This is a genomic window from Pseudoalteromonas luteoviolacea H33-S, from assembly GCF_001625695.1.
Taxonomy (GTDB): domain Bacteria; phylum Pseudomonadota; class Gammaproteobacteria; order Enterobacterales; family Alteromonadaceae; genus Pseudoalteromonas; species Pseudoalteromonas luteoviolacea_B.
Genome location: NZ_AUXY01000085.1, coordinates 35,771 through 51,611, shown reverse-complemented (window position 1 = coordinate 51,611; position 15,841 = coordinate 35,771). Strand labels below are relative to the sequence as shown.

The 15,841-nt window shown below is 39.8% G+C and carries 13 protein-coding genes; all 13 read left to right on the top strand.

Annotated features, from left to right (window positions below; genetic code table 11):
- The first annotated feature begins 582 nt into the window (after nucleotides 1–582).
- The 13 genes from N477_RS16915 to N477_RS16860 all read left to right on the top strand — a co-directional run bounded on the left by N477_RS16915 (nucleotide 583) and on the right by N477_RS16860 (nucleotide 15,840).
- Nucleotides 583–972, top strand: a complete 390-nt coding sequence (locus N477_RS16915; RefSeq protein WP_063362321.1) for a hypothetical protein — start codon at nucleotides 583–585, stop codon at nucleotides 970–972.
- Between the two features lie 452 nt (nucleotides 973–1,424).
- Nucleotides 1,425–1,847 carry a HEAT repeat domain-containing protein gene (locus N477_RS16910; protein ID WP_231098110.1) on the top strand — a complete coding sequence of 141 codons (423 nt, stop codon included), beginning with the start codon at nucleotides 1,425–1,427 and terminating at the stop codon, nucleotides 1,845–1,847.
- Between the two features lie 75 nt (nucleotides 1,848–1,922).
- Complete coding sequence (locus tag N477_RS16905) at nucleotides 1,923–2,285, top strand: hypothetical protein (RefSeq protein ID WP_063362320.1); 363 nt, start codon at nucleotides 1,923–1,925, stop codon at nucleotides 2,283–2,285.
- A gap of 97 nt (nucleotides 2,286–2,382) precedes the next feature.
- Nucleotides 2,383–2,676, top strand: a complete 294-nt coding sequence (locus N477_RS16900; RefSeq protein ID WP_155731942.1) for a hypothetical protein — start codon at nucleotides 2,383–2,385, stop codon at nucleotides 2,674–2,676.
- Nucleotides 2,677–2,782: 106 nt separating this feature from the next.
- Nucleotides 2,783–2,989 carry a DUF1203 domain-containing protein gene (locus N477_RS26125; protein WP_155731941.1) on the top strand — a complete coding sequence of 69 codons (207 nt, stop codon included), beginning with the start codon at nucleotides 2,783–2,785 and terminating at the stop codon, nucleotides 2,987–2,989.
- A 515-nt stretch (nucleotides 2,990–3,504) separates the two neighbouring features.
- Nucleotides 3,505–6,093 (top strand): fibrinogen-like YCDxxxxGGGW domain-containing protein, encoded by a 2,589-nt coding sequence (locus tag N477_RS26600; protein ID WP_063362318.1) that lies wholly within the window; start codon nucleotides 3,505–3,507, stop codon nucleotides 6,091–6,093.
- Between the two features lie 360 nt (nucleotides 6,094–6,453).
- The gene (locus N477_RS16890; protein ID WP_155733168.1) at nucleotides 6,454–7,035 is read left to right on the top strand and encodes a hypothetical protein; all 582 of its coding nucleotides are present in this window, start codon (nucleotides 6,454–6,456) and stop codon (nucleotides 7,033–7,035) included.
- Between the two features lie 273 nt (nucleotides 7,036–7,308).
- The gene (locus tag N477_RS16885) at nucleotides 7,309–7,746 is read left to right on the top strand and encodes a hypothetical protein (protein WP_063362316.1); all 438 of its coding nucleotides are present in this window, start codon (nucleotides 7,309–7,311) and stop codon (nucleotides 7,744–7,746) included.
- A gap of 77 nt (nucleotides 7,747–7,823) precedes the next feature.
- Complete coding sequence (locus N477_RS16880) at nucleotides 7,824–8,198, top strand: DUF7674 family protein (protein ID WP_063362315.1); 375 nt, start codon at nucleotides 7,824–7,826, stop codon at nucleotides 8,196–8,198.
- 248 nt (nucleotides 8,199–8,446) lie between these two features.
- Entirely contained in the window at nucleotides 8,447–9,133 is a 687-nt protein-coding gene (locus tag N477_RS16875) for an SDR family NAD(P)-dependent oxidoreductase (RefSeq protein ID WP_063362314.1), read from the top strand.
- Between the two features lie 509 nt (nucleotides 9,134–9,642).
- Nucleotides 9,643–12,093, top strand: coding sequence for a LodA/GoxA family CTQ-dependent oxidase (locus N477_RS16870; protein ID WP_063362313.1), 2,451 nt, complete (start codon nucleotides 9,643–9,645; stop codon nucleotides 12,091–12,093).
- A gap of 50 nt (nucleotides 12,094–12,143) precedes the next feature.
- Nucleotides 12,144–13,256, top strand: a complete 1,113-nt coding sequence (locus N477_RS16865; protein WP_063362312.1) for a tryptophan 7-halogenase — start codon at nucleotides 12,144–12,146, stop codon at nucleotides 13,254–13,256.
- 394 nt (nucleotides 13,257–13,650) lie between these two features.
- Nucleotides 13,651–15,840: a LodA/GoxA family CTQ-dependent oxidase gene (locus N477_RS16860; RefSeq protein WP_063362311.1), complete on the top strand. Its 2,190-nt coding sequence runs from the start codon at nucleotides 13,651–13,653 to the stop codon at nucleotides 15,838–15,840.
- The last annotated feature ends 1 nt before the right edge of the window (nucleotide 15,841 follow it).

Below are 15,841 nucleotides of genomic sequence, written 5' to 3'. Positions count from 1 at the left end.
AATATTTAGGAAACAAGGCCTTTTACAGATAACAAACAGCTAAAGCAGCGTTCACAACGTTTGGGATTTTCGCTTGAATCGGTTTTAGTATTTCCTACGAAGATGTTTTTTATGGCGCTAGGTGTAATGATGTTTAGAACAATCGTTTTTATTTTTACTCTTAACTTGGTTGCTTGTTCAACTTACCAGCCCGATTCAAAGTACAGAGTCTATTCTGGAGTAAAAGTCGAATCTACAATACCTATTGATTCTACACGGGAAATAATCAATTATATCAAAAAGTGTTCAGACTTTAGTTGTATAAATAATGATGAGTATAAATGGATATTGAATTGGTCAAATGTTTATGAATACGATAAGCCTTACAGAATAAGTGTTAATTTCAGGCATAATTTTAAAGTAAGAAATAAGATCGTTTATTTAGTTGAACTAGACGTTAAAGACGACTACGTTCATTTGTCTTACTATCTTATTAAAGAAAATGGATACTTTAAAATTATTGGTATCTCGCATGGAGAAGTTGGCTACAAAACACCTTACAAGCCGATTAAGCGAGGGGCGTCAGTAAACTAGAAGGAAGTTATGAGTAAAGAACCATGGATTAATAGTGATTTTTTCGCAGGCGAACCGCTCACTGGGAATAGAGAGGGTCTAGAAAAGTTAAAGTGCGCTATTGAACAAGCTTTAAATGATTCTTGCACCGTAGAATGTCATTACTCTTGTACAGAGAACGTAATAATAAACTTGGAAAATAAAGAGTGCTATAACGAAAAGCTTAATTTAGATGAGCGTTCAAAGTTAAAAAAAGTTAGAGATGATCTAATTGCATTCCTATTTTGTGCTTGGTTTATTATTTTACCGTTTGTCGCAGTTGGCTTAATTACCTATGAAGTGTACTTTGAACCTGAACTAGAGTGTCATTGTCTTATCCCAGTCCAACCGAAACAAGTAATAAAATTACCATGGCATTAACAAAGCCAATCTCAACTGACACAAACATACTACAACGGGCATGTATAATATTGTTAGTTTGTATGTGTAAAAATACTAAGTTTTTAATATTAGCTTTTATCGTTATACCTATTTTTAGTCAAGCGTGTGATAAAGATGCGGCTGTTTGAAATGGATTTAGCGCTATTTATGAAAAGTCTCCTGAATATAAGCATCACAAAGGGATTTTCACAATTGAAGAGCACGATGGTATTTGGCTTTTTTTGAGAAAGCAGCAAGTATTTAAAGCACAGCCTAAAGAATATCCGAGAGATGTAATTGACAAAAAATCGTGCAAAGTTACGCGAGTTGTTTGGTCTAAATAAAACATAATATGCTTACAAACCAATGGCTCGAAATACTTGGCTTGTTCTCCTACGTCGTGCTAACTTAAGCCAGTTATTTTGCCAGTTTGGTGAGCTTTAGGACAGTATATGATGATAGAGTCAGCTGAAGAATTCAAAAGGCTTAGAGAAAGCGAAGCTCAAGACGAATATTTTCGCGCCGCTCATGACGAGGCGCCTATGAAAATATGGGAAGAGGTTCTCGTGAAGTATCCAGACTTAGCCGTTTGGGTAGCGCACAACAAAACTGTACCAGTTGCAATACTTGAAAAGCTGGCAGTAGAGAATGACCCAAAAGTCCGAGCAATGGTAGCTCGTAAAAGGAAAATACCCGAATCACTTATGCTGCATTTAGCAAAAGATGAAGATGAGTCTGTTAGGCATGCGCTTGTAAATAATAGAAAAGTGACCGTGGCGGTTTTGCAGGTACTAAGTAATGACTCTTGGCAAGTTGTTAGGGAATTGGCTTTGGATAAACTTAGAGCACTAACAAGCAAAAGCAGCGGGCGCTAAACAGCCAACTTGCACTCATTCTTCGCTTGGTTTAGCCTGCTATTTTGTACCATTTATGGTTAGCGATAGGTATTCATGAAATTTCTTTACAAATTTGCATGTTTTGATTGTCGAGTAGCTTTCAAAAGGCGAGCAACTAAAGAGTCAAATACGGGCTCCACTTGGCAAGCAGATTCAGAGGTTGTGCACAATTGTCCCAATTGCGGTCGTAGAATGGCTTTTTTAGGTCGCAACTTTCGCGCACCAAAACAATCGGATAAAAATAGGTGGCAGTCAGCAATGTTACTTTGGGAAGCAGGCTTTAGATACTGTGGTAGTGGTTACCATGAAGATCCTGCTCTACCTGAAAGCAAAGCTGAAGCAATAGAGTTTATAAAAAATAACCTTAGCCACACTCAAAGAATTGCAAGCGGCAGCTGTTGGGAAAAGTATATCTAGTAAACCAATCAACTCAGACGAATAACAATTTAGTTCGTTGACAATAATAGCCAACTACTTTCGACGCTTATTGGTTGGAGATAATACGGGATTGCAAGTGTTAACAAAATTATGGATGGAGTTTTCTACAATACGATTCCCTAGAGGGTACGGTGGTAAGGAAGTCAATGGTGTTTGCGTTACATACCTAGACTCCATTGCTGTCGGTTGTGTTAACAGCTATATGCGAAAAGAAGGCAATCAAATCTCAGTTGGTCATCATCAAATACTGTATGATTCGAAAGTTAAACTTGCAGATATATTGAAATATTTGGATGGAGAGGCACTAGTTTATTTCAGTAAACTTCACGATATTTGTAGCCTGATAACGGATGAGTCGACTATTACCTAGTAAGCAATTAACTCGGGTTAAAAATATCAGGCTGATTGCTCTTCTTAAAAGTGCTAGCTAACAATTTGATCAGACTCATGAAGCTTTCAGCTAGGCGAAACTACCTATACCGAAAAGGCTTGAGAATGACTATCAAACAGTTGCGTTGAAAGCGTACTTTAAAAGTGAACGTATACTGGGCGTAGTATTAACTTCTTCAGCAGACGCTAAGTCTGATTTAAAGGGATTCTCATCCAGTGAAGAAGTGAGCTTGGTGATTGTTTGGTATGCTGCTAATGGTTGCTATCTTTTCAGGGGAGAGCGCTCGGGTTAAAGTCCGGTTTGTAACCTTAGCTAGGTTTTGAATCAAATTTCATATATCAGTTACTCTTCGCCAAAGCGTAGTAGACGCTTTTTCGATATATATTAAGTAATCACGAAACCTTACACCAGCCTCGATAGTTAAATATCAAGATTGCTTGTCCTGACTGATTTTTGCGTTTTTAATTTTCACTGGTTTTAATTTAACTGTCTGAATCTATTATTTTTTGTCTTGATGATAGAAAGTAAGGGCTGATATTTCATAGGTCGTGGTTTATTTAGGTGTGATTGTTTTAAACATGGTCAACCAGACTATAAAGAAAGATAAAGTTGCACATAGCTGTTTTTTTTGAATACACAGGGACTTACATTCTGATCTCCATAGAATATTAAATTCACTCACTTCTTTAAAGTTATAAATACCTAAACACTTTGATTGCGGTGTTAAATTCGTGATTTTGTATAATTTTGTCGGAAAATCTTCTGTGTTAGGCTTGCGAAAATACCCAATAAAAATGGAAATCATAAATGAGAAAATTGAAAACAAAGTCTGTAGCCAAGTGGGTAGCAATGATGCTTGGTGTTTCTAGCTCAGTAGTACAATCCCAAGAGCTTATTTTAAATGGGGACTTTAGCGCGCAGGGGTTAATGGAATCAGAGACAAGTATGGCAGCTGATCACTGGATTTTTTCTGGTGCCGGTGACGCTGGTATTCTAAACCCTTCTCTGGCGCATTACTCAAACGAATCTGAAATCAACAATATTGGTTTTGCTGGATCTCAATCCATGATGATGCAAGACTTAGGTGTACCGTTAGATTTGAACTCAAACTATAGAGTGCGTCTAAACTTAGGTTGGCGAGAAAATGCTGATGCATTCAATTTCAAAATTGGACTTCGTGTAGATAACCACACATTGGATATTACGCCGAACACGTCGCTTACAAAGGGGACGTTTACTCAATTAGATGTAGAGTTTAAACCCGACGCCGCGACACATCAGTACTTGGCAGATTTAAATGCTAATCTATTTTTGGTACTTGAAAATAATGATACACAAGTAAGCTTTATCGATTTTGATGATGTATCTGTCACAATATCACCAAAAAACACTGATTCAGATCAGGATGGTATGCTCGATACTTGGGAGGTCAATTTTGGACTTAATCCGAATGATCCGCTTGACTCATCTTTTGATTTTGATAATGACAAAGTGTCCAATCTCGATGAATTTTTAGCAGGTACAGATCCAACTGACCCTACAAGCTTCCCTCATATATTCCAACATCGATTTACTGGCAATGTTGAAATAGAAAGTGCGCTTAGATTAGTGCCACAGAATACAGCCCCGCTGATATGCGATTCAGCACATGAAGGGTCAATGTACTATAACAGTATTGAGCGTCTCGTATTTATTTGTGATGGCACTATTTGGAATGAATTTAAAGGATCACAAGGCGAGACGGGCACAGCTGGCCCTCAGGGAATTCAAGGCCCTCAAGGGGTTCAAGGGGATAGAGGTCCAGAGGGACCAATAGGGGCGACCGGGTTAACTGGGCCACAGGGACTTCAGGGTATTCAAGGTGTTCAGGGGATTCAAGGTATACCAGGCACATCTCACTGGCAGGATAGCGCATCAGCAGTGACTACAAACGTCAACGTTGGGGTAGGCACCGTCACTCCAAATGCAGCACTTGAGGTAATTGGTAATGCAATTGCAAATGATCCAATCGAGTCAAATCACCTAGTAACAAAAGCATACTCTGATGCTCAATATATAGAATTAAAGCAAAAGTATGATCATCTACTGACTATGATAAACACACTAAATAAAGATGTTTTCCCTAGTGATGGCAGAAGTTGTACGGATGTATTGTCTAATAATCCAAATGCAAAAAGTGGTGTGTACCAAATTGACACAGATGGCCCTGGTGGTGAGGTGGCCGTAGCGTATTTTTGTGATATGCAAAACCTTGATGCGTCAAGACCAACTATACCGGGTGACACAACGGGCCAAAATGATAATATTGCGCTGATATATAGCAATGGATTACAGCCACATAGTTATACAGCCAGTGGTACGGTTAATCAATTTAGCCCGGCGGGCGCTTTTGATGGTCACCTTTACTACACAGATCCAGGTGCAAAAGTGAACCCTGACGCAGGTAATATTGTCACTAATGGTATTTGGTTGGCCCCGACAAATAGCAATGAGTGGTTGCAGGTCAACTTTGGTAAAAAAGCGGTAGTCACTGGATTTAAAACCCAAGTATCAACCCAACATGCTGAGTTTTCTCCGAGAACGCCTAAAGACGTTATACTTCAAATTTCTGATGATGGCATTAATTTCGTAGATCATGAACATATTGTAATGGAACAAGGTACTGTGCACGTCACTTTGAATAATGCCGCGTTCGCAAAACATTTTAGATTACACGTTACAAATACACATGGCTCGAGTGATTATGTTCAAATTGATGAGATGGAATATTATGGGTTCTTTGTCCAATCTGAACAGCAAGGTCCAATCGATTCTCAGGGCTCTAGTTGTCGCACAATCCAGTCTGAAAACCCGCAATCAGGTTCAGGATTTTTCCAAATAGATCCAGATGGTAGCGGTGATATTGCACCCTTTACTACGTACTGTGACATGGAAACAAAAGGTGGTGGTTGGACTTTAGTAGGGATCCGATATGTACCGAATAAACCATATGATCACATCAATAACTTTGATGTGTTGTTTACGGAAACAAACAATATCACCTCTTTTGATGACAACTACCATCTACCAGATACTCATTGGCAATATATGAAGGCGAATAGTCAGGAGTTGATGATGAGTATGCGAGATGTAGGCGTATACGCTATCGCTGACGTCGCTCAATTGCAAAACGCAAATTGCATGCCTTTAGTTGATACGTTGGGCCGTGTGCCGAATCAAACTGGAGAAAATCAATTTAGACTATTTTGGCATGAAAGTTCAGGATGTTCAGGAACTGGTTTAGACTATTCAATGCTAAATTATCATAATATTTATACCCATGATAAGAGTATCTATAAAGATACAAATATATCGACTCTTGCTGTTGAGCAAACGACCTATATTTTTGTGAGATAAATAAAAACAAAGCATAAGTTGTAACTATACAACTTGTGCTTTAACTGTTTATTTTTAATAAATAAACGTAGCCATGAACCTGTATATATATACGACTTTGACGGTGAATGACATAAATGAACAGTGTGAAAAGCATGCTGATTGATAAAGTACTGAGCTTTGTAGGTGATGTACTGAGTGAGCTAGTAAAAGCTTAACTATTTAAACTAATATTTTTCAGATTATTTATATGTTGAAAGAAAAATTCCTGACTGTTAAGTTAATATGATATTGAACAAAGTCATAAACACTTGGAGTAAAATTAAGTTGTATAAGCTTAGATATTTACGAATTAAGCCTAATATATTATCAGGCTTTAATGTGGCTCTGATCCATTCCCTTTGGTCATTATTATTGTTATTTCCACTTTCCTCTCAATCTACAGAACATCTTTACCCTTTGGGGGAGCATGGTATTTACTACTACAAAGATACAAAGCAATTAGTAGACAATATTCTGCCTGAACACTTGGATGTGTCTGCTATTTACCTAGTTTATCCAGCAGGAAAAGGTGTGAGCATGTTAACAGTGAATGAAGCATTGGAAACAGATGACTTTTCAATGACAATTGTAAAAGACATTAGTAAGCCTGAAACAGTGAGAACGATTGCGCTTGATAAGCAACTTGCACAAAGGGTGTTAAAAGCTTTTTCCACCGTGATTGCAACAATCAAGGTACCTTCTGACCCTATGGATTTGATAGTCATAGCTGGCGGAACCGACTATGTATTCTATTCATTTCCACTTGGAGGCTTTACTTGGGGAAAGCGTAATAGTGAGCCAGGCAAAGTAACTGAGCTAATTGAAGTGTTTGAGATTATATTTAATCAGTTAGATGCAGAATCTGAAATCATTATAGATAGTAATTTTGAGAACGCACTAAGAAATTTTGAAAGGCAATAATTGAAGTTAATTAATCAGAATATAAAACCATCGACTGTGTCTCTAATTAGTAAAGCTTTGTATCGGTTGTTGGGGTTTGATTTTTAAAAGAGGGAATTTGAATTTTGATGCGAGTTTAAACACAGTAGCTTGTTAATTTACAAGCTTGAAATGTGCTAACTTTATCAGTTTCTTTTTAAGCGGGATTTTTAAATAATGCCCAATGAATTTTAGAACATTAAAGTTTATAAAATGCTCAGATAAGTTGTTTCGTTAACGTGTTAAAGGAATGAAATGCGGTTTTTATTTTTATTATTTCTGATTGTTTCAAATTACAGTTTGGCATGTTCTGTTAAAGCCCAAGGGCAGGGGCCTAAAGCGTTTGCTGAGTATGAATCTGACGAGTCCTATAAAAACTTATATCAATTTCAGCTATTTATTCCTTCTGTCTTTGAAGGGGCTGGATTGGCGAGTGTTCAAATTTATGCAGAAAATGTGTTTTATCTAGAAGTAGCATCAATTGCTTCAGCACTTTACCCCAGATACCATGTAATAAGTGCACCCATGAACAGTTTACTGCTTGAAAAAGCGAAGGTTATTGCTCAATATCGCACTAAAGTCGAAGGTGGTATAGCCATGTGTGGACCTATATGGGTATTTGAGATCCCTGACTTATTGGATGCGCCTAGACCTGAAAGAGCTCCACCACCACCTATTGGTAAAAGAAACTAATAAGAAGAGTTTGTACTCTATAAGATATAGCCAATTATTACTGCTGTTTATCGCAGACATTACGTATAAGGAAAAATATGACCTCCAATCAAGTTGTTGAGTTAGTTGTATCAAAATGTTCTTTAATTGCAGATAAATGGTTGGAACATCGAGCTTTTTGGGGCGATAGTGTCGCAGGGGTTTACAATGATATTAATGTTGTCGCTCATTACCTAGTAGAGCTGTATGAGCTAGGTCAAGCAGGCGATTTTGAAGCAATATTTGATGCTGTTGAGTCGGTATTAGTGAAAGCTGAAGACGAAGTTAAAACGCTCATAATAGTAGGGTTGTTTGAGGATATACAAAATATTGCGTCGCACAAAGTATTTAGCTATGAACCTTTTGAGAAGTGGCTTGGCCCTATTTCAAGAAAGTATTGGCACGATATAGGTGTATTTTGGGAGCAGAAATAATAGGCTATCAACATCATGATTAAACTTATTTATTTGAGGTTTTTTCCTTGAGTTTACTTAGTAGGCATCAAAAAGAAGACTTCATATAACTAATTTAAGTTGTGAGTTTAGCTGACATACGTCTTTTACCAGAGCCGAAATTAAGTAATTTCTTAAGCAAACATGACCGTGAGCACTGCCATTAACTATGAAGGTAAAGGCTGTAAATTAACTGGTGTAATATTGACCAAAAATAAGGATAGAGCAGTATGAAACGAAATATACTAGTCGTGGGTGCAAGCAGAGGGATTGGCTTAGCGGTTGCACAATTCTATCACGCGCAAGGAAATAATGTGATTTCTGTTTCGCGCACGCCATCCAGTGTGGGCCAATGGATTGAAGCTGATATTTCTCATATCGCGGGTATACAAAAAGTGCTGGACGCAACATCCCACCTTAGCATTGATGCTTTGTTGTATATGGGGGGAATTTGGGAAGAGAATGCCTTTACTAAAGACTATAACTTTGAGGCAAGCCCTTATTCTGAAACACAAAATATAATCAATGTTAATCAGGTTGCACCCATAGAGCTTGTTAAGGGTCTTTTGCCGAGTTTTAGGCAATCAGAAAATCCAAGGGCCATATTCATAGGCGCTACATCTGGTCTCGATATTTCTACAACGTCTGAGGTTGCATATTCCGCATCTAAATTTGGATTACGAGGTGCTGTGCATTCACTGCGAATTGGGTATAAAAATGAAGGCATTGGATTTACAACAATAAACCCTGGCTTGGTGGGAACCGAAGAAGTGTTGGCAGATATTCATTCTGGCGAATTTGCAGGCCTTATTCCAATACCGATAGAGGATGTGGTGAGAACGGTCGACTTTGTCATGCAGTCAAATATCCACACAGACATTGGAGATGTAACGCTTACTCAAAAATATACTGGCTGACAATACATGCTCACTTAACCTTGTTGAGCCTGGCGTTGTTACTGCTTATTTCCTGAGAGCTGCGACGCTGTTAGCTCATTTTTCCATCCAGGGCCATCGATGCCCCTATAAGCACCCCTGAGTTAAAGAGTCATTTAGTTTTTATCACTTCAATGATGGCTTATCAACACAATTTACTCGCCCTCATAACAATTTACTCTCGCGTTTCGCGTAATAATCTGTAATGGATTGTTTTCAATTTGTTACTAAACTTAGTGCCTTATTATTCAATTAAAGTCTAATTGAAATCTTACAAGGAGAGGTGATGCCTAAAAATTGGGTTCGTGTTTTGCCGTGCCGGTTACTGAATGGACTGGCAGTCATACCGGGCAGTATTCGGCGTTATCCAACACTTCTTCTTTTCGTCATTCGCTTTGTAAAAACCGGGTTTGAGATAACGCGTGTTCATTGCTCGTTATGTTTTGGCTCGGTCAGTTGTGCTTCAAACTTAATTAAATTAAGGACAAACCATGTCAAATTGCCAATATAAAATTTATCCGCCATTGGGTATTGCTAGAGTAGGAAATGGTCCTGCAATCAAGTCGTTATCTATATCAACCCCTGAAGTACCTTGGGCGCATCTGTATGACACCAATGTTCAATATTTGGTGACCGAGCATGAGCTGGTTGAACTGGTAGAGTCATGTTTTGGTGATAAAACCAAACAAGCTATTAGCCAAATTCATAAAAACTTGAGTGAAGAAAATACATCCAAGCTCGCTCAAGATGATATTGAAACAGTCACAGAGCTACTTGATTTATCTCATTTAGTGCCAAAAACGCAGATTTTACGCAGCCTCGATAATCTTGTGTTAGAGAATACGAGTGACGTTTGTTCAGCTATACAGCAAATAAAAGATGCCATCTTAAAAGTGTTGAGCGATCATTACTTGCACGCAGTAAAAAAGCAGGCACAAAACTTTTATATCTATAAATGTGATGAACATGGCAACCCAATCGAAAAGCTTCAACTAGGCGAAGGAGATAAGGTTACTTGGCATGTTGAGGTGGCAAATAAAAAGTCTTTTTGGTACGACTACAACAACGCGCTTGATTTGTCTTTACAGACAGAAGGGTCTGGCAATCTGAGTAAAAATGTCAGCAAACATCGTATCGCACCAGCGCAGACAGCAAAGCGTCGAAACCCAAATGTGACCACAAATGGCTTAAGAAAGCAGTTGGTGATCTCAAGTCAAGGGTGTATTTCAAATGGACATCATGGCCAAGTTGCATTGCGTGGCAAGTTTCCGGCGAATGAACCGAATGAAAAAAATCGTCTAAGTGACTTGCTCAACTTGCAAGAGCGTCACAATGTATTACAAGGCAGTCTTGAATGTACAGAAGACGGAACACTTCGTTTTTATGGGGGTAACGGCGTATCACAAGCATTATCGCCATCATCACTAAATACAGACTTTGCTGATAATTCAAATTGGTTTGATGATATTTGCGATGGTCGTATAACCGCTTTAGTCGAGCTTAAAGAAGGTGGTTGTTTTGAGCTTAATGACGAAAGTAACAGCGCTTGGGTAGCGACGACTCCACCAGATTATGCGCCACAAATTGAGCCTTTGGTGACTATGTATGACATGGTCACAGGCGCCGCACTCAAAGAAGGCGATTTAAATACATTAACAACACAATTTAGCGATGTTTTTCCAATTTTGTACCGTTTGTACAGAATGCAGTGGGTGAATCAAGCGGATTTTACGGATAATGCCGTTAATACACAAATTCGTGAATTGAATAGCGAATTAAAATTTGCGCAGTTATTAGATACATCGACTGCGGCTAAGTCACTACGTGAGGGGATCTTTAATCAGTTTAGAAACCCACTGTTTGATGAAGGCGTGACGGACGATGATCCTAATACAAGTGGCAGTATTTGGGTGAGTGATAGCCGTATCATCCCCAGTAAGGACAAAACGAATATCGCAGAGCGCCCAGCGACTTACCCGTTAAAACTGCCTTTTTACCCTAATGACGGTGTTGATTATCCGGGTAGTCCAATGCAGTGGTTTGCTATTCCTCCTTTTATGTATCAACATCTACAAAACTGGGCAGCAGGGAAGTTTACTGTTACTCAAGCTGAAAAAGAGTGTGCAAACACAATTGAAGAGTTAGGCATTTTTTACGGTGAACAATTTAAAGCTTCTCCAAACAGTGCACTATTGTGTGCGCGCGCCGCACTAGATGCGCTATACGGGGGCGGGTTTCACCCTGGGGTTGAACTAACTTGGCCGATGCGCCATGCTTTGATTTACAGCCAAAATGAAGCTGTAAGCAGTGTCACCCCTGACATCAGTTTACTGGGCTTAAGAGAGTTTAGGCTTAAACAAGATCCGAACGGTCTTAAGTCTGAAAATATGTATCAAGACTTTGGGTACTCGATAGGGGTCGAAAACGTCACCGAGTCCGTTATTCCAAACTCTGATTCAGCATGGTTATGGCAAAATACGCCGGGCGATTTGACTAAATGGATGGGGATCCCTTGGCAGTCTGATGCCGCAAGTTGCCAAGCCGTTTACACTCCAGAAGATTTCCCAATTCCGTCGTGGTGGGCAGCCAACTTGCCAGTCCATGTATTGCCTTTGGCAAGGTATAACAAGTTTAAAGATAGCCAATCTGCAGATTTACCTGAAATTAATGGTATGGCGCATAGTATTGCGCAGGGCATGTCTGAGTCGACTTTTGAACACTTAAGGTTGGAGCAATTCTCACAACGTTTAGAGTGGCTTCATACGGCTGATCTTGGCTTTGTTGGCTACCATGCGGAAGGGGGTTACACCAATGGCTTGATACAAATGGTGAGTCAGTGGAAAAACATGGGTATGGTGATGGCGAGACCTGTCGAAAACCCAGGTTCTTCAGGTATCCCAAATGTGGTCTATGTTGCCTATAGCGAAGCAGATAAAGATTAATTTTAATGCGTGAAAAAGGCACTTCGGTGCCTTTAAACAGGAAATAATAAATGAGCGATGTTTTAGAGTGTGACTGTCTTATTATCGGGGGTGGGATAACTGGCACGGTTGCCGCAAAGCTGTTGCTTGAGCATGGTCATAAGGTGATGCTGGTGGAGGAAAGTTCCTCTTCAAAAATTCGTTTGGCCGAAAGCCTACCGGCAAGCATAGAGCCTTTATTGGCGCGCATTGGGCTTTTTGAATTGTTGACGTCAGGGCCGCATGTTCTTCATACGGGGATGGTTTCTTCGTGGGGCTCACCTTTACTGCAAACAGCTCCTTTAGTGGCGGCACATCATGGTTGGAAAATAGACAAGCAGTTTTTTATTGAACAAATACGCTCGACATTACCAAAACAATCCACCTTATTAGGCAGAGTAAAGGACGCTCGTCGTGTCGAACAAGGCTGGCAGTGCAGTATCAATTGTGCCAATACTCAAAATAAACTGGTGATCAAAGCGCGCTTTGTACTGGATGCAAGCGGGCGACAGGGCTATTTACCAAGAGTGTTGAACTTGCAACGGCATACATTTGATAAGCTCAGTGCATTTGTGACAAATATGAGTTTAAAAGCACCCATACAAAATCAGCCTGCGGTGGCGGTTGAGGCCTTTAGAGATGGGTGGACCTTGGTTTCAAAAATCAGTGATCACGAGAGTATGCTGGCAATCTTTTGCAATCAGTTCACACCTGATTTTGGTAAGCTAAAGCAATGTGAGAACTGGCATAGCATTGCCAAGCAGACACACTGGTTTAGAAAAGCCCTACCTCAAGAACCATTTGACATAAAAACACTCAATGCGAGTAGTCACATAATTAGTCAACTACATGGCGATAATTGGCTCATCGCGGGTGATGCTGCGATGTCGTTTGATCCCTTATCTTCTCATGGCATGACAACGGCAATTTATATGGCGGAAAAGTCAGCACAAGCAATACATAAAGCATTTGAAGGTGAGCAAGGTGCATTAGGCAATTACAGTGAAACTATGACGCAAATCTACAACAGTTATTTGAATGAGCTACTGGGACATTATCGTCGTGAGCAACGATTCACGGACTCTAAATTTTGGCAAAGCAAGCAACAGTTTTCAGCGCCAGAGGTGCTTAAAGTTGTAGGCTAAATTTGGCTGATAGCCAGTGGGTTAACCCTGCTTATTAATGCGTTTAAGTATAGTCGATAACATCTAAATTAGATGTGCTAGATGTCGGTTAGCCTTTCCTTGTAAGGCTTTGTAATACTTTAATTAAATTCTATCAACTAAAGTAAAGGCAGTGATTGTCTGAGCTTAAATGTAGAGGTAATTGGAGTGAGCTTATATCAATAAGGTTATTATCTTTAAGTAATGAAGGAATGTAGAAAAAGCAGTTTATTGATAAAAACTCGCCTTTTAAACTTTCCTACATGCATAAGTGCTTTAAGGTGTTAAATCATTGAGTAAACCTTGTATTTGTTCCCTCCTATTTATTTCAGCTTATGGTTCGGTATTGATTTAATTTGAAAAGTAAGGAAAGACTATGGCTAAGTACTATATTTATCCCGCCATTGGTATTGCACGGTTAGGAAATTCGAAATCAGATTTCTTTCTAGGCCCTGAAGTACCTCATCAAGATGTAAACCCAAACTATACAGGTAATAACTTAAAAGCATGTTACGAAAACTATAGTCTCACGAATCGCCCAGATGTTGAGTTAGATTACAAAGATAAAAAAGGAAGGGTAAAGCGACAAGCGGCACGTTTTAGAATTTTTGAGGTCAATGACAGTGGTCAAGTCACACGTGAGATCACTGCTGATGACGCCACAATTAAGTGGGAAGTACAGTTAGCGAACAGAAAATCAATCAACTATAAGTTCGAAGATGCAATGGACTTGGGTGATGCCTCACGGGATTGTGAGCTAAGAAACGCGTTCGTCCAAGACCTTAAAAAGCGCAAAGAACAACTGCTCATTGACCCTAAACCACGTACTATTAAAGGCAAAAACAAATCAGGCAATGAATATCATTTTGATGATGGCACCATCTTTGGCGGAACAAGCCAAGAGAAAACCGTTTACCTTGGTGAATTGAGAACTGATGAGCAGGGTCGATTGCTTGTACTTGGTGGTCGAGGGCACTCTAGTAGTTATGAGCAAAAACCGATTGAAACCTTTGCTAACAATGATTATTGGCATGACGACATCTCAGATGGTACCGTCCGCGCTAAAATCATCATTAATAGCGAAGAGGTAGAAGCTGAGCCTGCTATGGTAGCGGTTACGCCACCCAACTTTGCGCCGAATATGCCAGGTGTGGTGACCATGTATGACGTTGTCACTGACTTGATGCTCCGAAAACATGAACTTCCTTCATATTCCGAAAAAACAGAATTTTATCGTGATATTTTCCCTATCCTTAGCAGCTTAGTTGAAAATCAAGGGGTGAATTTAGGCTACTTTATGGTGTTTGGCGATGGCTCTCCAGGTAACTTCAATAACCCGGTGATCTTAGACAAGCTGAAATCAAATTGCGGTTCTAATAAGCCTATCAGGGAAGCTGTTTTTAAGCTTTTCCGCCTATCAGAGGAAGACACTAAGGCGCAAAGGAAAAAGCTTGTAAAAGAGCTGATAAAGGAAGGTGGCAACGAAGATATTGATCCTGCTTTGAAAAAAGGAATCAAAGAAAACCTAGATAAGGCCATTGAAAAGTCGCAGGCATTATTACAAGCATCTCAATTACCGCCTATTTTCGGTGATCTATATGGGGATGATAACGACTCGCCATTAAAGGGGCTTAGTCTGACGCAAACGCAATATAATCATATGCAAAAGTGGGCTGACGGCGATTTCATTGAAGGGGAAAACGCAAAAAGTAATTCAAAACCGTTGAAAAATATTACCGATCCGTTGGAGACAATTGAGCCGGTAAATCGTCGCCCATTTGCACTGACACAAACGAACCTTGAGCAATGCTTAGGTGGGCCATTCCATCCAGGCATTGAATTGACTTGGTTTATGCGCCGCTTGAGTATGTGGAATGTGAAAGACAAGTTTGATCCAATGCGCCTGAACATCTTGCCAAAAGATGAAGAGGTACAAGATTACTTTGGGCCCGTTTTAACACCACATATAGCATTGAAAGACATGTTTAATGCCAGTGGGCCTGGCACACTAACTCGTTTTATGGGCGTGCCTTGGCAATCTGATGAGGGAAGCTGCCGTTCGAATCAAGATTACGATCCGGCGCAGTATTTACCGACAATCACATATTGGTCGGCGAGGGTACCGAATCAGGTGATGAGTCAGCGATCATTTCAGCAACTTGATAACCATGAGTTGTCAGAGGTTCAGCGCTTCAAGTACTTCAGCTATCGCCAAGACTGGCTAAGGTTTTTGCGAGAAAACCAAGAAAACCCGAGAGTTAAGATGGTTGATAACTGGGATAAAATGGGAATTGTCGTTAAAAAGCCTATTAAAAGCCCTATCTCACTTGAGGATACAGAGGTCAATGAAGTTTGGGTCGAATCTCAAGTAGACGAACGCTATTTAATTAAAGATGCCAGTTATCGACAGCTTCTTAATATACAGCAACTTGCGGGGCTCGAGAATGGAAAAGGCGTCAGCGCCGAGTCAGAAGGTGCTATAAATCAACTGGATAAGGAAGAGAGTAAAGCGGCCAAGCAAAATCTTCCTCCGCGTAAAATTATCAAGCGTCAAAATCAGCGATAGT